The sequence below is a fragment of the Micromonospora tarensis genome (assembly GCF_016803395.1).
GTDB classification, from domain to species: Bacteria; Actinomycetota; Actinomycetes; order Mycobacteriales; family Micromonosporaceae; genus Micromonospora; species Micromonospora tarensis.
In genome coordinates, this window is sequence record NZ_JAEVHL010000015.1 from 44198 (window position 1) to 65242 (window position 21045).

Annotated in this window: 19 protein-coding genes; 6 read left to right on the top strand and 13 right to left on the bottom strand. The window is 70.0% G+C overall.

The genetic code is table 11. The features are described 5' to 3' along the window. Positions 1 to 10 precede the first annotated feature (10 nt). The 5 genes from JM949_RS05740 to JM949_RS05755 form a co-directional block, all read right to left on the bottom strand. On the bottom strand, positions 11 to 2848 hold the full coding sequence (locus JM949_RS05740; protein ID WP_255545528.1) for an ATP-binding protein: 2838 nt from the start codon (positions 2846 to 2848) through the stop codon (positions 11 to 13). Between the two features lie 121 nt (positions 2849 to 2969). Then, positions 2970 to 4565: a LuxR C-terminal-related transcriptional regulator gene (locus JM949_RS38975; protein WP_309232023.1), complete on the bottom strand. Its 1596-nt coding sequence runs from the start codon at positions 4563 to 4565 to the stop codon at positions 2970 to 2972. Beyond that, complete coding sequence (locus tag JM949_RS36525) at positions 4544 to 5809, bottom strand: AAA family ATPase (RefSeq protein ID WP_238432647.1); 1266 nt, start codon at positions 5807 to 5809, stop codon at positions 4544 to 4546. Before JM949_RS36525 ends, JM949_RS38975 begins: the two co-directional genes overlap by 22 nt. Positions 5810 to 5995: 186 nt before the next feature. Next, positions 5996 to 6223, bottom strand: a complete 228-nt coding sequence (locus JM949_RS05750) for a ferredoxin (protein WP_203147400.1) — start codon at positions 6221 to 6223, stop codon at positions 5996 to 5998. After that, positions 6220 to 7449, bottom strand: a complete 1230-nt coding sequence (locus tag JM949_RS05755) for a cytochrome P450 (protein WP_203147401.1) — start codon at positions 7447 to 7449, stop codon at positions 6220 to 6222. Before JM949_RS05755 ends, JM949_RS05750 begins: the two co-directional genes overlap by 4 nt. A gap of 137 nt (positions 7450 to 7586) precedes the next feature. On the opposite strand from JM949_RS05755, the gene JM949_RS05760 reads away from it, so the two are divergent. Continuing rightward, the gene (locus JM949_RS05760; RefSeq protein WP_238432648.1) at positions 7587 to 8801 is read left to right on the top strand and encodes a hypothetical protein; all 1215 of its coding nucleotides are present in this window, start codon (positions 7587 to 7589) and stop codon (positions 8799 to 8801) included. 69 nt (positions 8802 to 8870) lie between these two features. Further along, positions 8871 to 9566: a VOC family protein gene (locus JM949_RS05765; protein ID WP_203147403.1), complete on the top strand. Its 696-nt coding sequence runs from the start codon at positions 8871 to 8873 to the stop codon at positions 9564 to 9566. A 30-nt stretch (positions 9567 to 9596) separates the two neighbouring features. On the opposite strand, the gene JM949_RS05770 is transcribed toward JM949_RS05765, so the two are convergent. The 3 genes from JM949_RS05770 to JM949_RS05780 all read right to left on the bottom strand — a co-directional run bounded on the left by JM949_RS05770 (position 9597) and on the right by JM949_RS05780 (position 11155). After that, complete coding sequence (locus JM949_RS05770; RefSeq protein ID WP_203147404.1) at positions 9597 to 10208, bottom strand: SMI1/KNR4 family protein; 612 nt, start codon at positions 10206 to 10208, stop codon at positions 9597 to 9599. Positions 10209 to 10292: 84 nt separating this feature from the next. Continuing rightward, on the bottom strand, positions 10293 to 10757 hold the full coding sequence (locus tag JM949_RS05775; protein WP_203147405.1) for a hypothetical protein: 465 nt from the start codon (positions 10755 to 10757) through the stop codon (positions 10293 to 10295). After that, complete coding sequence (locus tag JM949_RS05780; RefSeq protein ID WP_203147406.1) at positions 10754 to 11155, bottom strand: DUF6069 family protein; 402 nt, start codon at positions 11153 to 11155, stop codon at positions 10754 to 10756. Before JM949_RS05780 ends, JM949_RS05775 begins: the two co-directional genes overlap by 4 nt. Before the next feature lie 191 nt (positions 11156 to 11346). Here JM949_RS05780 and JM949_RS05785 point away from each other — a divergent pair, with 191 nt between their 5' ends. From JM949_RS05785 to JM949_RS05800, 4 genes are all read left to right on the top strand, one after another. Then, the gene (locus JM949_RS05785) at positions 11347 to 12447 is read left to right on the top strand and encodes a sensor histidine kinase (RefSeq protein WP_309232022.1); all 1101 of its coding nucleotides are present in this window, start codon (positions 11347 to 11349) and stop codon (positions 12445 to 12447) included. Beyond that, the gene (locus tag JM949_RS05790; protein ID WP_407664698.1) at positions 12435 to 13097 is read left to right on the top strand and encodes a response regulator; all 663 of its coding nucleotides are present in this window, start codon (positions 12435 to 12437) and stop codon (positions 13095 to 13097) included. The genes JM949_RS05785 and JM949_RS05790 overlap by 13 nt, the downstream gene beginning before the upstream one ends. Positions 13098 to 13301: 204 nt before the next feature. Further along, positions 13302 to 14003, top strand: a complete 702-nt coding sequence (locus JM949_RS05795) for an RNA polymerase subunit sigma-70 (RefSeq protein ID WP_203147409.1) — start codon at positions 13302 to 13304, stop codon at positions 14001 to 14003. 32 nt (positions 14004 to 14035) lie between these two features. Further along, complete coding sequence (locus tag JM949_RS05800) at positions 14036 to 14314, top strand: sigma-70 family RNA polymerase sigma factor family protein (protein WP_203147410.1); 279 nt, start codon at positions 14036 to 14038, stop codon at positions 14312 to 14314. A 183-nt stretch (positions 14315 to 14497) separates the two neighbouring features. Here the strand turns inward: JM949_RS05800 and JM949_RS38450 are convergent, their stop codons facing one another. From JM949_RS38450 to JM949_RS05820, 5 genes are all read right to left on the bottom strand, one after another. Beyond that, entirely contained in the window at positions 14498 to 14701 is a 204-nt protein-coding gene (locus JM949_RS38450) for a dihydrofolate reductase family protein (protein WP_255545529.1), read from the bottom strand. Beyond that, the gene (locus JM949_RS05805) at positions 14650 to 15081 is read right to left on the bottom strand and encodes a dihydrofolate reductase family protein (RefSeq protein ID WP_255545530.1); all 432 of its coding nucleotides are present in this window, start codon (positions 15079 to 15081) and stop codon (positions 14650 to 14652) included. Before JM949_RS05805 ends, JM949_RS38450 begins: the two co-directional genes overlap by 52 nt. 261 nt (positions 15082 to 15342) lie before the next feature. Continuing rightward, positions 15343 to 16023: a DUF6193 family natural product biosynthesis protein gene (locus JM949_RS05810; RefSeq protein WP_203147411.1), complete on the bottom strand. Its 681-nt coding sequence runs from the start codon at positions 16021 to 16023 to the stop codon at positions 15343 to 15345. Between the two features lie 3 nt (positions 16024 to 16026). Then, a complete protein-coding gene (locus JM949_RS05815; RefSeq protein WP_203147412.1) occupies positions 16027 to 19842 on the bottom strand; it encodes an ALF repeat-containing protein in 3816 nt (1271 codons plus the stop codon). Between the two features lie 347 nt (positions 19843 to 20189). Continuing rightward, positions 20190 to 20726: a hypothetical protein gene (locus JM949_RS05820; protein WP_238432650.1), complete on the bottom strand. Its 537-nt coding sequence runs from the start codon at positions 20724 to 20726 to the stop codon at positions 20190 to 20192. Between the last annotated feature and the right edge of the window lie 319 nt (positions 20727 to 21045).

The window sequence follows — 21045 nt, forward strand, 5'->3', positions numbered from 1 at the left end:
CGGGTTGAGGTCAGCGATCGGCGAGCGAGACATGCCGCGCCAACGCGGCGCGGGTCGGTACACCGAGCTTGACGAAGATCCGGGCCACGTGCGACTCCACCGTCCGGGTGCTGAGGAACAACCGGGTGGCGATGGCGCGGTTGCTGAGTCCCTCGGAGACCATGACGGCAATCTCCCGTTCCCGCGCGGACAACGGGTCTGGCCGGTCCTCCCGAGAGCGGGGGTGAGCGGCGGCGAACCGCCGCTGCAGGTTGGTCGCCCGGCCCACCAGCCAGTCCGCCCCGCACCATCCGAGTCGCTGCTTGGCCACCGCGAGGGTCTGCCGGCTGCCCGGCAGGTCGCCGGCGTGATGCAGCATCGTGGCCAGGGTCACCAGGGTCTGCCCCTCCCGCAGTGGCTGATGGGTGAGCGCCGCGGAGCTGGCCGCCAGCCGGGCGGCGTCCACCGCCGCCACCAGGTCCCCGCGCTTCGCCAACAACTCCGCCCGCGCCTGCCCGACCGTCGCCGTCTCACCGCGCAACCCATTGCGCTGCGCCGACTCGGCGGCTCGGGCCAACTGCTTCTCAGCCTCGGCGAGGTCGCCGCGAAGCACCTGGGCCCGGGCCGCGAGGGCCAACCCTTCCGCGGTCGCCACCGGCACACCGTCGTCCAGTAGCAGCGCCAGCGCGGGCTCCGGTTGGCTCAACTCGATCAGTGCCGCGGCGAGCCCGACCCGGGCCATCGAATGCCACCATGGCGAGCGCAGCGGTTCGCTGACCCGCAGCTCGGCAAGGGGTGCGGCGGCTGCGGCGGGGCCATCGCGCCAGACGAGCAACGGCACCCGAATGGCCATCGCGAACCGTCGCAGCTCGTCGCTGCCCACTGCCCCGGCGATCTCCTCGGCATCCTCGGCATCACGCTGCGCCTGCCGCAGATCACCGAGCCGGCCGTGCAGGACCGCTCGCACCAGGTACAGCTCGGGCAGGACGTGGCCGCGGCCGTACCTTCGGGCGACCCGGAAGCCCCGCGCCAGGTGCCGTGGCGCCGCGTCCTGCGCCTCGCCCAACAGCTCCGTCCAGACCAGCGCCGGGACAAGGTCGATCACGTCGCGTAGTGCCCCGTCGTCGAGGCCGTCCACGGCCCACTGGGCACGGGAGAGCTGCCCGCCGGCATCGGCTCCGGACCGCCGGTCGAGCAGCCAGGCCAGGGCCAGCAGGGTGCTCGCCGCGGCGGCCATCCCACGACGACCGTCCCGCTCGGCCAACCCACCCGCCCGGGCCGCGTTGTCCGCCGCGTCCGCGAACCGTCCGGCCAGGATCTCCGTGGTCGCCAACTCCAGACGCAAGGTGGCCTCCGTGCGGGCGCCGGCGTCCTCCAACCGGGACAGTTCGCCGGACAACAACGCCCGCGCCTCGCTGACGCGGCCCAGCATCCGTTCGGTCGCCGCCAGCAGTTCGGTCGCCGCACACCGGTACCTCGGTGCCTCGCCGATCAGTTCGTGCAGGATCTGCTGGCTCTCGCCCAGACTGCCGGAGATGATCAGCGCCCGGGCCAGCGTCAGTTGCAGAGCCGCGCGGCGGTCGGCCGTGTCGCCGCGCTCGGGGATGATCCGCAGCGCGACCCGCAACCAGCGGACGCTGGTGCCGGGCGCACTGTCGAGCGCTGCCTCGGCCGCCGCCGCCAGCACCTCGGCGGCCTGTTCGGCTCCGGCGCGCGCGCAGTGCTCCAGGTGCTGCGCCTGCCGGACCGGGCCGGCGCCCTCCTCGGCCAGGTGCCGGGCCATCCGGCCATGCGCGGCCATCCGCCAGGCCGCCCCGGCGCTCTGGTAGGCGGCCGCTCGGAGCAACGGATGACGGAACACGATCCGACCGTCCGCCTGCTGGAGGATCCTCCGCCGGACGAGGCCGTCCAGGGCGGTGATCACCACGGCCGGTGAGACCCCGGCGACCCGGGCGACGAGCGCGGGATCACAGTCCTCTCCGGCGACCGCCGCGGCCTGCACGGTCAGCCGCTCCGCGCCGGACAGGACGCACAGCTCGGCGCTGATCAGCGCGTCGAGGGCGGCTGCGACGCGGTGGTCCGCCACCGCCGGCGCGGAGTCGGCGTCGAACACGACCTCATCCGTGCCGGCCGCGAGGATCTCCAGATAGAGGGGGTTGCCGCAGCTGACCTCGTACAACACCCGGCGTCGGTGCGGCGGGATCTCCGGGAGCCAGGCGTCAACCGCCAACGGCGAGAGCGGACCGAGGACCAGCCGGGTCGGCACGGGCTCAGCACGGCCGAGTTGCAGGGCGAGCCGTACCGGGCACTGCCCGCTGCGGTAGGCCAGGACGAAGATGACCGGACCGTCCGCGGGGTGGCGTACCAGGTGGTCCAGAAGTTCGACGGACCCCTCGTCGGCCCAGTGCACGTCGTCGAGCACCACGACCAGGCCGCCGCCCCCAGCCGTCTCGGTGAGCAGTTCCCGTACGGTCCGATAGAGCTGGTGACGTTCGGCGTCAAGGACGGCCGGTGCGGCGCCGGTGGTACGCCAGGTAGCGCCGACCGAGTGCGCGAGCTGCACCAGGGGCTCGCACTCGGGACGGCGTCGATTGTCGAAGTGCCGCGGTCCGTCCCCGGCCAGCGCGTCGAGGAGCAGGCCGAAGGGCAGCCCCACCTCGAACTGGCTGGCGCGGCCGTGTAGCACGGCATAGCCGCGCTCGATCGCGGTGTCCATGAACTCGGCGAGAAGTCGACTCTTCCCGATTCCGGTGTCACCCTCGACCGTCACGACAATGGAGCGACGGGGTGGTTCGGCGATTGTCTTTTCCAACAGGACGCGCTCGTCCTCACGGCCGACCAACCGATCTTGTGCGACCAATTGCCCCATCTCAGCCTGTCCCCGTTCTTCGGCCCAACGCGGGCGATCCACAGGAGAGAGGCTGCCGGTCCAACCCGGTAGCGAACATCCGCAAGACTACGCAACACAACGTCCACAGTGGTCTGACGGGTCATTGACCAGCGGTCGACTCCGCTGTGACCATCCGTGCGACGGCGGCCCGGCTGCTCACGCCGAGCTTGGCGAAGATGCGGTTCAGGTGCGACTCCACCGTGCGGGGGCTGAGGAACAGCTGGCCGGCGATCTGCGGGCTGGTCAAACCCTGGGCCACCAGTTCGGCGATCTCACGCTCGCGGCCGGACAACCGGTCCCGGTCAGCCTCACGGGGCTGGCGCGCCCCGGTGCGACGCTGCTCACGCCCGACCCAGTTGCTGAGCCACGGCGCGCCGCAGCCGTCAAACGCCTCGCGGGCCCGACCCAACTGGTCTCTCGCCGCCGCCTGGTCGCCGGAGCGGGCCAGGATATCGGCGACCACCGTCCGGGCAAGCCCTTCGCCGAGGGGCAGCCGGACGGCCTCGAACTGCTCGACCGCGTTCATGCCCGCCGCGCGGGCCTGCGCGTACCGGCCTTCGGCCGCGTACAACACCGCCTGGTTGCGTGCCACGCAGCCGAACTGGGCAGGCGGCGCCCCGGTTTCCGCAACCGCCACCGCGCGCTCGTACCACTCCCAACCGGCCGCGAGATCACCGCACGCCACCTCCGCCTGCGACCGGAGCGCGTAGACCGACGGCGCGTACGGGCCCAACCCAGCCGGTTCGGCGCTCACCCGCTCGGCCAACAGGTCGCGGCAGGCACCGATCTGGTTGACGAAGTAGAGCACCTCGGCGTGGTGCTGATCGGCGATCCCGCGCCACCACGCCGAGCGGATGCTCCGCTGTTGGCGCAGCTCGGCGAGGATCGGCAGGGCCGCATCCGCACCCTGCTGCCAGAGCAGCGGCCGGGACTTGAGCGCCAGGGTGAAGGCCCGCAACTCCGGGCTGTCGATGTGCTGGGCGGTCTCCTCACCGTCCTCCACGTCGGCCAGCGCCAGCGCCGCCTGTCCGGTGCGGGCGTGGACTATCGACCGCACCAGGTAGAGCTGCGACACCTCGTGGGCGGTACGTCCGTAGCTGCGCGCCATCCGCAGACCGCGCTCCACGTGCCGCAGCGCGTCGTGGTGCTGGTCGACCAGGAACTCGGCCCAGGCCAGCGCCGCCACCATGCCCAGATCGTCGCGAAGTTGCACGTCGGTCAGCGCGTCAACACCGAGGCGCGCCTCCTCCAGCAGCGCGTACCCCCGGCTGAATCGACACTGATAGAGCTCGCTGAGCGCCAGCAACGTGGTAGCCGCGGCCGGAATGCCAGGTCGCGTGCCGGTACCGGCCAGCGCGACCGCCTGGCTGGCCCGCTCGGCTCCGGCGCGCCAGTTTCCCTGCAGCATTTCGGTGGCGGCGAACTCGACCAGCAGGCCGGCTCTGGCGTCGCTGCCGTCCACATCGGCCTGAACCAGCGCGGCGCCGAGCAACGCACGGGCCTCGGCCAGTTGACCGACCGCCCGTTCGGTGACCGCCAGCAGTTCCACCGCCCGGTACCGCAACGTGCTGTCGCCGGCGACCAGGGAGTGCAGGATCTCCCGGGTTTCGCCGAGCTGTCCCGTTCTGATCAGCGCGTTCGCCAGCAGCAGGCTCAGCTCGGCCCGCCGCTCGGTCAGCGCAGCACCGTCCGGCATGGCCCGCAACGCCGTCCGCAGCCAGCAGACCGTCGTCGCCGGGGCGGTCTCCAGGACCACGGCCGCCGCCGTGGCCAGCAACTCCGCCCCGGCCAGGTCACCGGGGCGCACCGCGTGCCGCAGGTGCTCCGCCCGGCGGTACAGCGGTGCGCCTGCCGGGTCAGGTACGCCGCCGCGCGGCCGTGCGCGGCGGCTCGCCAGGCCGGCCCCGCCATCTGGTACGCGGCCGCCCGCACGAGCGGGTGCCGGAACGTCAGCTGCCCGTCCGCGACCCGCAACACGTCGCGTGTCACGAGTTCGTCCAGCGCCGCCTGCGCCTGCTCCTCCGGGACATCGGCCACCGCCGCGACGAGCGCGGCGTCGAACTCGGCGCCGGTGACCGCCGCGGCGTGCGCGGCCAGTCGCGACGAGCCACTCAGGGACTGCAGGTCACGAGCGATCAAGACGTCCAGCCCGACCGCGGCCTGCCCGCCGTCACCGGTGACCGGTGTCCGGCTGCCCAACTCTTCCACCACCCGAGGGGGAAGCTGACCCAGGATCTCCAGATAGAGCGGGTTGCCGCCACCGGCCTGGTACAGCCGCCGCCGGTAGGCTGCCGGCCGGCCGGACAGCAGCAGGTCGGCGTCGGCGGGCGACAGCGGACCCAGCGGCATCTGCACCACCGACGCTCGGGTGGTGGCCAGCGAACGGATCAACTGAGCCGGAAGACGCCCGGTACGGACGGCGAGGACGGTGATCACCGACGCGCGGGGCGGGTGCCGGACCAGATAGTCGATCAGCGCGATCGAGGCGTCATCCGCCCACTGCACGTCATCCAGCAGGAGGAGCAGCGGCGAGGTCGTGGCGCTGGTCTCCAGCACGGTGCGGATCTTCCCGTGCAACTGGTGCCGCTCCACCGCGCCGGCCGGACCGCTCGGCCGGGCCGGTGCGGCGAGCGCGGCCCGCATGCGGGCCGCGTGGCGCGCCAGAGACGGGTGCCTGTCCGCGTCGCCGAGCAGGTCGAGAACCAGTCCGAGCGGGGCACTGCGCTCGAACTCGGTGGCCCGACCGACGAGCGCCGGCCGGTCGGCCGCCAACCGGGCGAACGTGGCGAGGAGCTGAGACTTTCCGATGCCCGGTTCGCCGGTCACCACGACGAACACCGGAACTCCCGGCGCGGTCATCAGCTGGCGCATCCGGGCCACCTCGGCGTTTCGTCCGAGTAGGCCGTGGCGCACGTCCACGTCCGCGTTCGAGGCAATCATTCGCACGACCTCCCCGCCAAGACCATATCGGACGGGAAGCCAATCACATCCGGGATCTTGTCGTCAGCCAGCCGCGGTGATCGGCGGTCGCGCTCCGCCGCGGCAGAGCGACCGCCTCGTCGCCGAGCTGCCGAACTTCCGCACCTGCCCAGCCCACCGCTGCAGACGGCCGGGCTCTATGTCAGGTCACTCCTGCGGCGCGATCAGCCGGTCGTCGGTGGCGTCGCGGACCGTGATCGCCTCCACCGGGCACGAGTCGGCGGCGTCGAGGATGACCTCGGCCGGGGCGACGACGTCGGCCCGCGGCGCGGACCGGCCGTCGACCAGCCGGAAGTGCTCGGGCGCGGTACCGGCGCAGATGCTCGTGCCGATGCAGCGACGCGCGTCCACCCCGATCCGCCAGGCGGTACTCACCAGGCCACCGGCATGCCGAGCAGACCCCGCACCAACATGCCGCGCTTCCACTCCAGCTCGGCGTCCGGTACGGCCAGCCGCAATCCGGGCAGGCGAGTCACCACTGTGGCGACGGCGACCTGCAACTCCATCCGGGCCAGCTGCGCGCCGACGCAGTGGTGTACGCCGTGCCCGAACCCCAGGTGTGGGTTCTGCCCGCGGTCGAAATCGAGGCGGTCCGGGTCGGCGAAGACGCTACCGTCCCGATTCGCCGACGACAGTGAGCCGAGAACCGGCTCACCGGCCCGGACCAGCACCCCGCCGACCTCGACGTCCTCCTTGGCGTACCGGGCGAAGGAGGAGCCGACGCCGAGTGGCACGTACCGCAGCAGCTCCTCGACCGCGGCCGGCACCAGCGACGGGTCAGCTCGCAGCCGGGCGAGCTGGTCCGGATTGTGCAGCAGGACGTAGACGAAGTTGGGGATCTGGGTCACCGTGGTCTCGTGGCCGGCCGCGAGCAGCCCGCCGGCCAGCTCCACCAGCTCGGTCTCGCTGAGCCGGTCCTGATTCTCGTCGCGGGCCCGCACCAACGCGCCGAGCAGGTCGTCGATCCCGGGCTCGCGGCGGCGTTCGGCGACCAAACCACCGATGTAGCCCCAGAGACTGTTCAGGTACTCCTGGATCGTCTCCAGGGGCAGGGAGGTGGTCGAGACGATCGCCTCGGACCAGACGTGGAACCGGTCGCGGTCGGCGTACGGGACTCCGAGCAGCTCGCAGATCACCTGGATCGGCAGCGGCGTGGCGACGTGCTCCACCAGGTCGGCCGGAGGACCGTGCCGGACCATGTCGTCGACCAGCGCGTCGGCGATCTCCTGGGTGCGGGGCCGCAGCGCCTCGACCCGACGTGCCGTGAACGCCTTCGCCACCAACCGGCGCAGCCGAGTGTGGTCGGGCGGGTCCATGGTCAGCATGCCGCTGTACTGCTGGCGCGGGGTGAGCCTGGGCTCGTCGCGCTGAACGGCCGGGGCGCGGCCGAACCGGACGTCGCCGAGGACGGTGCGGACGTCCTCGTACCGGGTGGCGAGCCACGCCTCCTCACCGTAGGGAAGCTTCACCCGGGTCATCGGCTCGTTCTCGCGCAGCTCGCCATAGGTCGGGTCGACGACGAGGCGGTCGGGCACACTGAACGGGTACGGCCGCGCGGGCGGAACGGTTCGACTTCCGGTGCTCTGCGCGCTCTCCGTCATCCGGATTCCCTTCGTCGAGACGCCATGAACCTCAAGCCGCACCACGTTCGTCGCGGTGCCGGCTTGTCAGCGTCCAGGGCTTGCGAACAGCACATATCAACGCTCAGTAATGCATCGGTATCGGATCGTAGCGAGAGATGTCGATGATCGCCATGGCAGTCGACCCGCCTCCGCACGCGGACGCGCAATCTCATCCCACGGTGAAGTGTCTGTCCCCGCCCGGGCGCTCCAGTTCGTCGGAAACGGCGACGGCGAGGTCCTCCGCAGAGACTCGGGACGCACCGCCGGCACCGGTGATGTGGTGCCCGTTGGTACGGACCGGTGCGGGTTCCGCGCGGGTCATAGGATCCGCTCCCATGGTCCGCACCACGCCTCCGCGTCCCCTGGACATCACCGCGCTCTTCCCCGAACTGCGGGAACATTCCATCACCGCAACCCGCCTGCATCCCCGACCCGGCGCTCCGACCGTCACGGACAGCTCGGTCGGCGGACCACTGCTGTGGCCGGCCGACGAGGTGTGGCCGGTCTGCGACGACGCCGGGGCGCACGAGCCATGGAACCTGACGACCCCGGCCGCCCTGCACCGCAGGCGGGAGATCCTCGCGATCGCAGACGCCCGGGAGTCGCTGCCGGGCGGGGACTTCCTGACTGCGGAGGAGCGGGCCGAGCTCGACGCGGCCGACGCTCTGGACCTGGATGACCTGATCGAGGATCCCATCCCGTTGGTCCCGGTCGCGCAGCTGTACCGACGAGATGTCCCGGACTACGCCGGTCCGGACGGCACCGACCTGCTCCAGGTGCTGTGGTGCCCGGTGGACCACTCGGATCGGCACTACAGCCCTCGCGTCTTCCTCTACTGGCGCGACAGTTCCGCCGTCGGCGTCGGCCCGCTGCTTGAAGCGCCTCCCGAGCCGCCCGTGATCAGCGACATGTACCTGCCGGTCCCGTGCGTGGTGCACCCTGAGCAGGTCCGCGAGTACCAGTACGCCGATCTGCTCCCCGATGACCTACGCGAGCGGCTCGACGAGTGGGATGACGACGAAGACGAGAGCCGCGCCCACTATCAGAGCGACTTGTCGCTGGCGCCGGGGTGGAAGGTCGGCGGGTACGCGAACTGGTCACTGACCGATCCGTACCCGATGAATTGCGCTGCCTGCGGCACCACGATGACCTTGATTTTCACTGTGGATTCGGGCGACTGGAACGGCATGCATTGCAGCTGGCGCCCGTCCGAGGAGAACCCGACCGCCTCCCCAGACACCGTCGGCGTGCAAATCGGGCGTGGCTACTCGCTGTACACCTTCCGCTGCCCCGAATCATTCGATCATCCCCCGGCCACCGCCATGCAGTGACGCGGTCTTCCGCCATGGTTTGCCAACCTTCGCACGAAACTCGTCAGGGGTGAATGTGAGGATGCCTACGTGGAACAGGCACTGAGTCGGCGGGCGGCCTCGGACGCGATCAGCGACCAGGGATGGCGGTATCTGCTAGGCGCGTTGCGCACGTCGGTCCCCGTCGGCTCACTGGTCCAGGCAACCGAGGTGGCGGCGCGCGTGGTGGCGGCGTGCGGTAGCGACGCCGATGGGCACCTACGCGCTGATATCCGGCCAGACCGGGTCGTCTTGACCCTGCAGTCGTTGGATCAGGCGGCGCTCACCGCTTGCGATATCGACCTCGCGCATCGACTCTCCGCCGCCATGCGGGACGTCGGGCTACGGACGGAGCCTGAGATTGGTACGGGAGCACCGCGGTCGGTCCAGCTCGTGGAGATCGCTGTCGACGCGCTCGACATCGCAGCGGTCCGACCGTTCTGGAAGGCCGTGCTGGGCTACACGGACGAGGCGGGAGCCGACGGTCCCAAGGATCCGATCGTCGACCCGGTCGGGCAGGGTCCGGCGATGTGGTTCCAGCAGATGGATCAGCCACGCCCGGACCGGAACCGCATCCACTTCGACATCTGCGTCCCGCACGACGAGGCACCACGGCGGATCGAAGCGGCGCTGACGGCCGGTGGCCGACTTGTATCCGCGTCCCATGCTCCCGCCTTCTGGGTTCTCGCCGATCCCGAGGGTAACGAGGCTTGTGTGACGACCTGGCAGGGCCGAGACGACTCGTAGACCGGACGGCCCGGCAACGAGGGTGGCTATTCAGCCCTGAGGAGCAGGGCGCAAGGGCTCACCATTGAGCTCGGTTGCTTCCCCCGGGCTCCACCAGAGCACGCCATCGATGGTCAGGTGCGGACACCAGACGCCTACCGCGCCACCGGTCTCGAGGGCGTCGGCGACCGTCGTCAGGTACGCCCCCAGCGACGGCCAGGCGTCCGAGAAGTCCGCGGGGTTGCTGGTCGGCGCCCAGCCCACGCTCGCGAATCCGGGTCCGGGTCGCAGGTCGATGACTTGAAGACCGCAGTCGCCGTCCCCGAAGGGAAGCCAACGTTCATGCCACCACGGCTCTGACTCGGCGCCATGCCGAGCGAAGCCATCGACGTCGGGCGCGATATCCATCCGCATCTGGCGATGCTCCACGATGCCTGCGACGGAGAGCGGAGTCGCTTCGGGCAGGATGTTCGCCCACTCGGTGAGGCCGTCGTGCCGGCGCAGCGACTCAGCCAGTTCCGCGGGAAACAACAGGCCGAGCTCGGCTTCGGCGGCGGTGATGGATTCCTGGGCCGCTGGTCGGGCCAGCACATCGATGCTCGCGGGCGGGTGTCGTCGCAACCAGCCCTCAATCCGAACCCACGCCTCCGTCACTGGTGTCACTGGCGAAGTGTAGGTAACCATTCGTCAAGCCGGAGATCTGTTGCATCGTCCGAGCACGCGCCCCCGTTGTCGGCGGGCGGGCGGTCACCCACTCCCCCCGCTGACGGCCGCCATCATGATCAGGGTGCGCCGCCGCCGCCGACTCATCAGCGCGAAACAGGCGGTGAGCGCCACCAACTCCACCTCGGCCCATTCGCCTGTGACATCGACGCGGATCGGCCCGCCCAGTCGGCCGGGGAGGCGCACCGCGAGACGGTTCCCGTCGCGTACCAGCTCACCACCGCAACGACCGGGCGTCCAGCGGGCCACCCCGCCCTGCCCCGGCACGTGCGACCGGTCCGGGTCGAGCCGCACCGCCACCCCGTGCTCGCCCCGGGCGATGAACCCGATGCGTCGACGGCCGGTCGGTTCGACCGTCCAGCGGCCGGTGCCGGTGCGGATCTCGCCGCACCGCCAGGTCCAGCCGGTACGCAGCGAGGCGCGCGGCCCCGCAGCACCGGAGTGGAGAGCGAAGGCTCCGTCCTGTTTGCGTACGGTCAGCGCGGTCATCGGTTCGCCCCTTCCGGACGCGGCCGGGGCAGGCCGAGGATGAGGATGACGCCGACGCTCAGGTGCAGCAGCGCCAGGGTCGCCTTCGCTCCACCGCCGACGCCACTGGATGCGCCGACCACGAGCGACAGCAGCAGGACCGCGACCGCGATCGAGGTCCACCAGACGTGGGCGCGGTTGATCAGGCGTTCCAGCGAGGCGAGCAGCGCCCAGCCGGCCACTGCCGCGACCGCGGCGGCCCCGATGACCGCGGCCACCGTGACCTGCCGGGTCGAGCTACCGGACCGGACCGCCAGGTCGACGCCGGCCGCCGAGTGCAGGAGCGCGAACTCGGCCACCGCCACCACGACCGCGCCGGCCGCCACCGCGGCTCGGCCAAGGAGAATGTTGTTCGTCATGGTCTGAGTCTGCGGACCGGGCCGGGTCGGACACGTCGACCAAGACGCCGTGGCGGGTACGTCCCCGGGCGGCCCGGCGTACTACCAAAGAAGGTGGTCCGGCCCACCGCGAGCCCAGTAGCCTGCGCGATGTGGATGCGGCGACGTGCGAGGTCAGGCAGCCGAGGGCGTGGCTTTCCGTCCCGGTGGGCGTGACGACAGTGGCGGTCGGCGTCCTCGTCGCGACCATGCTGTGGTCCGCCACCCGTTCCAGCTCCGCCGATCTGATCGGCCTCGACGTCGCGCTGGCAGTGACCGCCCTGATCCTCGTTCCGGTGGTCCTCCGCCACCCGCGCATCGGTGGCGTGCTGGCCGGCCTACTCGTCGCGCTGTCGGCGGTGGCCACGCCGGTGGCCAGCTTCGCGGTGCTCTTCACCGCCCGCAACAGGCCGTTTCGGCAGGCAGCGGCGGTGGCGGCGGTCGGCGTGGCGGGCGAGGCGGTGCAGGCGTTCTGGCGGCCGGTGCCCAGCCTGCCGTACGGCTGGCGGCTGGTGCTGATGACTGTCGCCTACGCCGCCCTGCTCGGCTGGGGCACCTGGGCGCAGGCCCGGCACGCCTTGCTGGCGGCGCTACGGGAACGGGCCCGGCGGGCCGAGCAGGAGCAGGAGCGACGGGTTGGCGAGGCGCGGGCGGCTGAGCGCAGCCGAATCGCGCGGGAGATGCACGATGTGCTGGCCCACCGGCTCTCGCTGCTGGCGGCGGCCGCCGGTGCGATGGAGTACCGGCCGGACGCGCCGCCCGAGCGGCTCAGCGCCGCCGCCGGGGTGATCCGGGCCAGCGCCCATCACGCCCTCGACGAGCTGCGCGAGGTCATCACCCTGCTGCGCAGCGACGACGCCGAGTCACCGACTGACGCGCCACCCGGGCAGACCCTCACCGACCTGCCACGCCTGGTCGACGAGGCGCGGGCCGCCGGGCAACAGATCGAGGTCGACGACCCGCTCGGTCCGCCGGCCGAGATTCCGCCGACGGTGGGCCGCACCGCCTACCGGATCGCACAGGAGGCACTCACCAACGCCCGCAAGCACGCCGCCGGGCAGCCGGTCCGGCTGGTGCTCGGCGGCGCGCCCGGCGCCGGCCTGAGCATCGCGGTGAGCAACCCGACCACACCCGACAGCGGCGCCAACGGCAGCGCCGGCACCGGACTGATCGGCCTCGCCGAACGGGCCGCGCTCACCGGGGGTCGCGTCGCCCACCACGTCGACGCCGCGGGCCGGTTCCACCTGACCGCGTGGCTGCCGTGGCCGACGTGACCGCCCCGATCCGGGTGGTCATCGTCGACGACGATCCCCTCGTCCGGGGAATGCTCACGCTGATGCTCGACGGCGCCGACGGGATCGCCGTCGTGGGCGAGGCCGCAGACGGCGCCACGGCGATCACCGCGGTGGACCGGCACCTGCCCGACGTGGTGCTGATGGACATCAGGATGCCCGGCGTCAACGGCATCACCGCCACCGAGCGCCTGCGCCGCCGCCACCGGCCACCCGAGATCATCGTGCTCACCACGTTCGACACCGACGAGCACGTGCTGCGAGCCCTCCGCGCCGGCGCGAGCGGCTTCCTGCTCAAGGACACCCCGCCCAAGCAGATCAGCCAAGCGGTGCGCGCGGTGGCCGCCGGCAACCCGATGCTGTCTCCGGGCGTGACCCGCCGCCTCATGCAGCGGGTCGCCTCCGGGGCCGAGTCCTACGAGCGGGCGCACGAACGGTTGGCCCTGCTCACACCCCGGGAACGCGACGTCGTACTGGCCATCGCGCAGGGACGCTCCAACGCCGAGATCGCCAGCGAACTGTTAATGAGCGTGACGACGGTGAAGGCCCACGTCTCGCACATCCTGACCAAGCTGGACCTCGACAACCGTACCCAGATCGCCCTGCTCGCCCACGACGGCCGGCTCCTCTGACCCGCCTCGTCGGCTCGCCGAGCCAGCAGGTCCAGCCGGACGAGCAGTGTGAGACCGACCACCCCGACCTGCTGCGCCAGCGCGGTACAGGGCACGTTCCACGAGACAGGTCGGCTACCTCAGCGTGTCAGCGACTGCACCGATCAGAAACCCTCCGCCACGCCGTCAGTTCTGGTGGCACCCCTCGCACCGATGGAAGGATCCATGACCATGACCGACGCTAGACCGCTGGGCGCCGACGAGGCCACCTTCATCGCGGCGGTCCGCTCAGGCGACACGGCGCGGTTCGCACGATTCACCGAGCGTCACCGGCGTGAGTTGCAGGTGCACTGCTACCGGATGCTCGCGAACTACGAGGATGCCCAGGACATGACGCAGGAGACGTTCCTGCGAGCGTGGCACAAGCGCGAGTCGTTCAAGGGCCACGCGGCCCTGCGGACCTGGCTGTACCGGATCGCGACGAACGCCTGCCTCGACTTTCTGGAAAAGCGCAACGACCGCACACCCGTGATTGCCGAGCTGCCGGGCGTGGGCTCGGAAGTGCGATACCTACAGCCCTACCCGGACGGGATGCTCCCGGAGGACCCACAGGAGTCGGTGGTGGCGCGGGAGACGATCGAGCTGGCCTTCATCGTCGCCGTCCAGCACCTGCCGCCGCGGCAGCGGGCGGCGTTCATCCTGCGCGACGTCCTCGGCTGGCCGGCGTCGAAGGCCGCCGACATCCTCGAGCTGACCGTCGCATCGGTGACCAGCGCACTGCAGCGGGCGCGCGTGACGATGCGCGAGCAGCTGCCCGACCGCCGCCTCGACTGGCGCAGCCCCGCGACGCACGAGCTGTCGCACGACGAGCGCACCGTGGTGAGGTCGTATATGCAGGCCCTGAGCGCAACGACCTCGACGGGCTGACGGCCCTGCTGCGCGACGATCTGCGCTTCGCGATGCTTTCCGAGCCGGGCGCCTGGATCGTCACGGCCAAGGACGCGGTGGACGGCTGGGTCTCCAACGGGCTCTTCCAGCGCGGCTACGACGACTGGCGCGGTGTCCCCACCACGGTCAACCGCATGCCTGCCGCCGGGTTGTACCTGCGCACCCCCGACGACCCGACGTACCGGTTGTTCACCATCGCGGTCCTGCACATCGCCGACGGCAAGATCGCCGAGCTGACCGGATTCGACGCCACCGACAAACCGTGGCTGGACCTGTCCCCGACCCTGTGATCGCACAGATCCCCGTCGTCGACCCGACCAGCCGAACAGCACTGCGACAACGCGAACGCCACCGCCCCGCCGGCGTTGCCGGCGGGGCGGACCGCAAGGAAGGGTCCCGGCCGGTTCCCGCACAGCCGATGATCACGGCGACGGTGTCGACCTGGCCCTACGAGCCGAGCAGGTGGCCCGTGTTCATCGCCTCGTCTCGTATCGGGTCAGCACCACGCCGCCGGGAAAAATCCGCGTCTCCACGAGGTTCAGCTTCACCCAGGTGTCCAGCGCGGTGAAGAACGGTGTGCCGCCGCCCACCAGGACCGGGTGGGTGACCAGGACGTATTCGTCGATCAGCCCGGCCCGCATGGCCGCCCCGGCAAGCGTCGCGCCGGCGATGTCCATCGGGCGCCGTCCTCGGCTTTGAGCCGGGTGATCTCGGTGACCGCGTCGCCGGTGACCAGGCGGGTGTTCCAGTCGACAGTCCTGGGCGTCGAGGAGAACACCACCTTCGGCATGTCCCGCCAGCGGCGGGCGAACTCGACCTCCGCTGGTGTGGCGCCGGGCCGCTGGTCGGCGGTCGGCCAGTCGGAGCTCATCACCTCCCACAGCTTGCGCCCGTACAGCGCCAGGCCAGTCGCCCCCACCCGGTCGGACCACCACTGGAACAGCTCGTCGTTCGGCGACGAGTCCGGTCCCTCGCCCCCACTCCAGCCGAGGTCGTCGCCGGGCGCGGCGATGTAGCCGTCCAGCGTCACATTCATGCCCAAGGTCAGTTTCCGCATCAGTCAGCCTCCAGTAAGTCGATCTCACAGGTACAGACGGGCGCGGCGCGGAAACCTCATCGGTGCGCGCCCCGGGCCCGCGGGTGGTCGCGCCGTGAGTTGGCAGAGGCGCTGTCGTGACCGGGTGTCAGGTGGACGCCGGCGTGCTGGCGGCACACGGCGACCCACGCCTCGCTGACGTTGACGCGTGGTCAGTGGCGGCGCAACGGTCGCCCTCCCGATGCTGCGCCGGAAGGGCGACCGCTTGCTCGGATGACCCCGCTAGGGCAGCGCAGACGCCGCCCGCACGAGAACGTCTCCAAGCGGCATGGACTGCTGACTCTCGGGCACCCCGGTGCCCTCCAGTTGAAACCGGCCGTCGCCGGTGCGCAGGATCTTGATCATTGGTGCCGAACGGTCTTCGGGGTTGGACTCGAGGAAGAGGACCGTGCGGTGACTGACCGACGGAGACAGGTGACGCAGCCGTGGGTGAGCGTGAGCCGCCTCCAGAAGTGGTCGGATCACCGCCAGATCCTCGTCATGCAGGAGGAGTTCCCATTGGACGGCGAGCGGGTCCCCGCCTTCGTATGCCTCGGCCATCCTGTCGTAGGTCATAAACGGGAACTGCTTGTTGAGTTCCCGTAACGTGACTCCGCCATGCCAGGCGTCGGCAACCCTGACGACCTCAGACAGATCAGAGGTGACGCCGGCAGCCCAGGTTGTTCCCCGAACGGTGATCGTGACCGAGAAGGCCCGACGGTCGACGACTACGCTGACCGCGATACCGCCATGGTTCGAACTCACCGAGGCGGACCATCCATCGCCACCCCTGTCGTCGCCCCATTGCAACCCTTGATCGGCCGGCTGCCGGCGGGCAGCCTGCTGAAGGGCTGGTACAAGCCCACCCGCACTGACGAGATCGGGGTAGAGATCCGAACCCGGACCACCTGGCAAGTCAGTCACCAGTCACCTCGAACCGCTCGACTTCGGCCACCACCACGGTGGCACTCCTTCCAGCTCGATCTCACTCCATTTGGGCTCAGGGAATGATATCAACTGGCCATTATCGTCATAGAACTTGACGGTAGACCAATCCCTCTTTCCTTCAATTACGGCCCGCGCGATCCATGCCATCTCCTCCTCAGTCGCTTTCGCGTAGCGCGTCAGACCATTTCTGACCGCCCAGGTGAACTTGTCGGCAGCGGCGGGGTTGGCAGTCAGGGGGTTCGCGCCGAATCCCTTCATGTACACCCGAAGAGTCACGTTGCGGTTCCCGATGTCCAACATCACCGGGCCTCGCCACTCGGTGGCCCCGAGGTCTATGTAGTGGTTGAACTTGTTGAGCTCCGCCCATCTTTTCGTACCTTGTTGCCGCATGCCCAGGGCCAGGTCGGACACGCACGGAACGGCATCTCCGGCGAGCATCCTGACGCTGGCCGCAGTGCGCGACGTCGGGGTACGGCAGGACTTACTGAGGGCCGCGAGACGGGCAAGTTGCGCGTCGTTGGAGAGCGTCTGCACGACGAGGCGCTCCGCGATCGCGGGCATCCGGAGACCGAGCAGACCCTTGAGACCGGTGAAGGTCCGGGCCCCCGTGACACCGCCGACGGCGAGGTCGGCGAGTGCGCCCATCGCCCACATGTCGAATAGTCCGCCGACTCCCATGGTCGCCTCTGCCCCGCCGGCGATCCCCAGGAATGCCCCGCACACCGCGTTGCAGAGGATCATCGTCACGCCGATGACCTCGACGGCCAACGCGAACTCGACTATGGACTGCGTGAAGACTGTCAGCGCAAACGCGGCATCCAGTCCGATGGAGGTGCCGAAGTTGACGCTGGGCGCCTCCCGCATGCACTTCTTGCGGTACTCCGCGGGAAAGCGATCGCAGTAGAAGCTGTTGGACAGCGACTCGTGCAGCCGCTCGTCGTCGCTCTGCGTCACATAGTTGAGACAGTCCTTGTACGCATCCGTCCCCGGGATGTTGCCCGTCCGGCAATAGATCGACTGCCGGAGGCGTTGGTCCTCCGCCTCCTGCTGGGCCTTGGTCACGTAGGCCGCGTACGCCTCGTTGTAATACCCCTGCGCGGTGTCGTAGTCCTTGCCCGCCGCGAGGGCCGAGTCACGGGCCCGTTGGGCGTCCTGGATCGCACTGGTGGCATCGTGCTTGGCCGACTCGTAAGACGCCTGCGCCCACACGGCGGAGTGCGCGGCGCGCTGCGCTGCCGCGTTGGCCTGGTTCGCTGCGTTCAGTGCGGTTCGGGCGGAGTTGGTGGCGTTGTCCGCTGACGCTTGCGCCTGATTCGCGGAGTTGATCGCCTGGTTGGCGTAGGTCGCAGCTTTGCTCGCGGATGCTTGGGCTTTCGCAGCCCACGCTGCGGCTTCCGCTGCGGCGGCGCGGGCGGTCGCCGCGACGGCCTGGGCTTCCTCGGCCTGCTGAACCGCCTTGGTCGCGGCCGCCGCCGCTTGGGACAGCAGTGCGCTGACTTCGGCGTTGTGCGCAGCGGTGTCGTAGTCGTTCCGCGCTGCCTTGTACTGCCCTGTTGCCAGGAACTGCTTCAACACGGCAGGCGGACTGTCGAGCGCGATCTGCGCGGCCGCCTTCAATTCCGTGCCATCGGCCGTTTCGGCCATGATCCGGTTGGCGTCTACGCGATCGTCCGACGTTGCGGCGGCGTACTGGCCACTGCGTAGGAAGTCACGCAGCGCTTGCGCATTGCCGGCGTCCAGCGCCTGCTGCGCCTTCTGCTGGGTGACCGTTCGCCCAGCCTCTCTCGCCTGGTCAAGGAGCTTGTTGACCGCGATCCGGTCCTCGGTCTCTCTGCCGGGGTAGTCCTGATTCTCAAGGAACGCAGCTACGTCGGCGTCCGAGCCGCTCGCGGCGGTCTCGGCCGCTTGCCGCAGCGATTCGCTGCCATCAGCGCCGATCGACAGGACAGTTGCCCGGTCATCCTCGGCCGCAGCGGCGGTAATGCCGGTCCGCACGAAGTCGACGACGGCGGTGTCGGTGCCACCGAGCGCGTTCACGGCAGCGATCTGAGTCCAGGGCCCGTTGGACGCGGTCAGCGCCAGCGCCACTCTCCGCGCACTGGCGACCGCGGTCGCGGGCGCAGTCGCCGGATTGAGGACCTCGGCGATGAGCCGATTGACCTCCACGCTACGAGACGCCGCTTCCTGCGCGTCCCAGGCTGTCTCCTGTTGCAGCCGGCCCATGTCGGCAGTAGCGGCCTGGGCCGCTGCCATTCCATCGTCGAACGCCGCCGCCAGCCGTTCGGCGTCGGCGGTGCGGGCGGCCTCGTAGACCGTCTTGGCCTGCTCGGCTGCCGCGACTGCTTCGTTCGCGGCCGCGGTGGCGGCGTTCGCAGCGTCGGTGGATCGCTTCGCGGCGGTCGCAGCGTCCCCAGCGTGGGCTGCGGCGTCCTCGGCCGCAGCGGCAGCGAGATCCGCGTCGGCCGCCGCGCGAGTGGCCGCGTCGCGCGAGCGGGCCGCCGCCGCGATGGCCTCGTTGGCGAAGGAGTACGACGCCGCTGCCGCCCGACTCGCCCGGGAAGCACTTGCCTCAGCTCGCTCGGCTGCCGTTATGGCCTTCTGCGTCTCGACGCCGGTTTCCTTGGCACGCCGCAGGGCCTCTTTCGCCTGCATCGCCGCGTTCTTCGCCTCGTCGATGGCGTGCTGCACGTCAAGGGCGGAGTTCTTGATCTGGGTGGCGATCTTCTCGGCTTCGGCCGAGGCGGCCGCCGCCTTGCGGGCTTCGACGGCAGCGTCGCGCGCCTGCTTTGAAGCGTTCAGTGCATCGTTCGTCTTACTGGCGTCGGTGGCGGCGTTGGCGGCGGCCCGGTGTGCGTTGGTCGCCGCCTTGCGGGTCAGGGCGGCGGCGGCCGCCGCTCTGGTCGCCGCGTTGGACGCCACTCGAGCGGCCGCGATCGCTGCTTGGGCGGCAGCGGCCGCTTGGCGAGCCGCTTTGGCCGCATTGTCCGCAGCGTTGGCCGCCTGCTGAGCTGCCGCCGCCGCGTCGCGAGCGTTGCCCTGCGCGCTTTCCATGGCGTCCGCGGCGATCTGGGCGTCGCGTTTGGCGGCGGCGGCAGCTGCCACCGCCTTGGCCGACTCGTCCCTGGCGATCTGGTTCTGCTGCTCTGTGCGCTTCTGCGCTTCCTGCGCAACAGCCACGAGATCCTTAAGGGTGCCGATCTCCTGATCACGAGAGGCCGCGACGGCCCAACCGGACTCAATGAACTCGGTCAGTGCGTCGATAGTTCCCGCGTCGAGGGCTCGCTGGGAGGCCGTCTGTACGGTCGTGCTGCCGCTGGTACGGGCGGCGGCAAGGATCTGGTTGACCCGGAGACGCAGATCCATCAGATGCGGGGTGCGCCAACCCGTCTCGAGGAAGACGTCCAGTGCCCCGGGCTCGGTGGAACGCGGATCCTCGTTGGCCGCAGCATCAAGTGCCTTTTGCGCTGCCAACTTCACCTGGCTGCCACCGGCAGCCATCATCTGGTTGACATGCACGCGCTTGTCTTGATTCGCCGGCAGCTGCCAACCGGATTCGAGAAACGCGGAGACCGCGCCGGCATCAGACGCACCCAGTGCCGCTTGCGCCGCTCCCTGCACGGCAAGGCCACCACCGGCCACCATGCGGTTGACCGTGATCCGATCGTCAATCCTGGACCGCTGGTCCCAACCGGTTGACAGGAAGGCCTCGACGTCGGCGTCGGTGCCGAGCAGCGCGTGCTCGGCAGCTTCCCGCACCACCGGGCCGCCCAGCTGCCACGCCTTCACGACCAGCATCCGGGCGGCGCCCGGGTCAGACGATGTCTCCTCTGCCCGCGCTGGGGTGGGAACCACCAGGAGTGTCGCGAGCAAAGAGACCACAACGCCGAACGCTGTGACGCTTCGTAACCGTACTGTGGGTCTCCACAGTCTTCTCACCTAAGCTCCTCGCACAATACAAGCGGACAGGAATTTTTTCGCGCGCCGAACCCCTACGCTGCGGGTCGCATTGGTGGGGGCAGCACCCGGCCATCTGGTCCGGGGCCGGAGCGCCTGCGGCTGCGGCTGCGGACGATGTGCAGCCACAGGCGCTCCCTGAATGGTGACCTGATCGAAATCCGATTTGGACGCGCTGGCGCGCTTCGTTAAGGGGCAACCGTCAACTGGAGCAGGGTTGTCGGTTCCTCTCCGCCCTCGCCGATACCAAACTGCGTGCTGCCGTCCGGATCCAGGCCCTTCGTGGTCTTCACACCCGCCTCGGTGGTCACCGTCGCGGTGCCGTTATGACCGGTGCCTCGCGTGATGCCATCGCCGCGGATCTCAAAGACCGCAGGCACCTTGAGATCCAGCCGGCCAACCGGTCCGAGCGCCCTGAAGCAGATCAGGCCCTCGTCGTTCTGGCCTATCAGCTCGGTGGTGTAAACCTTGATCAGGCCGATGTCACCCGTCGGCGGCGTGCTGCAATCAGCCCAGACGATATGACCGTCGCCGGCGATCAGCTCAACCTTGTACGACGCCAGGATCCCCGCAGCGCCGGGGTACGTGTAGTCCTCGACGATGGAACCGCCGTTGCTTCCGGTTGGCTCGTCCTCGCCAGCGGCCAATGCGACACCAGTGAAGGCCGCGGCCGCCAACGTAATTCCGACGGCGCCGACCATTACCACTTTGGACAACACATTCATGCGATCACACATCCCCATCGAATTCGTCAGGCCAGACATTGAAGCAAATGAATGAGGTTACCCGCGTGGCCCGAATCTGATCGGGTCGGCCCAGTCAAGACCGCCCCCGGGCGCAATCGGATTGAGCGCGAGAGCACCTGGGGCGTCCTTGCTCATCAAGCCAGGCCTGACGTCTTGACCGAGCCGGATGCTGGTCAACTCGCTCCGGCCTGACCAGTTGGTCCCGGCGCCGGTGTCGACGCCGGCGTCGAAGGTGGTGCCGGCGGCGTTACCCGGATACATCAACAGCTGCCCGGAGGAGGAGTGCACCGTCAGCAGG

What these genes read in the sequence shown, in the direction of transcription:
- JM949_RS05740 (WP_255545528.1), bottom strand. Translation starts at nt 2,848, where the DNA reads ATGGGGCAATTGGTCGCACAAGATCGGTTGGTCGGCCGTGAGGACGAG.
- JM949_RS38975 (WP_309232023.1), bottom strand. Translation starts at nt 4,565, where the DNA reads ATGCCGGACGGTGCTGCGCTGACCGAGCGGCGGGCCGAGCTGAGCCTG.
- JM949_RS36525 (WP_238432647.1), bottom strand. Translation starts at nt 5,809, where the DNA reads ATGATTGCCTCGAACGCGGACGTGGACGTGCGCCACGGCCTACTCGGA.
- JM949_RS05755 (WP_203147401.1), bottom strand. Translation starts at nt 7,449, where the DNA reads ATGACGGAGAGCGCGCAGAGCACCGGAAGTCGAACCGTTCCGCCCGCG.
- JM949_RS05760 (WP_238432648.1), top strand. Translation starts at nt 7,587, where the DNA reads ATGTCGATGATCGCCATGGCAGTCGACCCGCCTCCGCACGCGGACGCG.
- JM949_RS05775 (WP_203147405.1), bottom strand. Translation starts at nt 10,757, where the DNA reads ATGACCGCGCTGACCGTACGCAAACAGGACGGAGCCTTCGCTCTCCAC.
- JM949_RS05780 (WP_203147406.1), bottom strand. Translation starts at nt 11,155, where the DNA reads ATGACGAACAACATTCTCCTTGGCCGAGCCGCGGTGGCGGCCGGCGCG.
- JM949_RS05795 (WP_203147409.1), top strand. Translation starts at nt 13,302, where the DNA reads ATGACCATGACCGACGCTAGACCGCTGGGCGCCGACGAGGCCACCTTC.
- JM949_RS05800 (WP_203147410.1), top strand. Translation starts at nt 14,036, where the DNA reads ATGCTTTCCGAGCCGGGCGCCTGGATCGTCACGGCCAAGGACGCGGTG.
- JM949_RS38450 (WP_255545529.1), bottom strand. Translation starts at nt 14,701, where the DNA reads ATGGACATCGCCGGCGCGACGCTTGCCGGGGCGGCCATGCGGGCCGGG.
- JM949_RS05805 (WP_255545530.1), bottom strand. Translation starts at nt 15,081, where the DNA reads ATGCGGAAACTGACCTTGGGCATGAATGTGACGCTGGACGGCTACATC.
- JM949_RS05815 (WP_203147412.1), bottom strand. Translation starts at nt 19,842, where the DNA reads ATGCTGGTCGTGAAGGCGTGGCAGCTGGGCGGCCCGGTGGTGCGGGAA.
- JM949_RS05820 (WP_238432650.1), bottom strand. Translation starts at nt 20,726, where the DNA reads ATGAATGTGTTGTCCAAAGTGGTAATGGTCGGCGCCGTCGGAATTACG.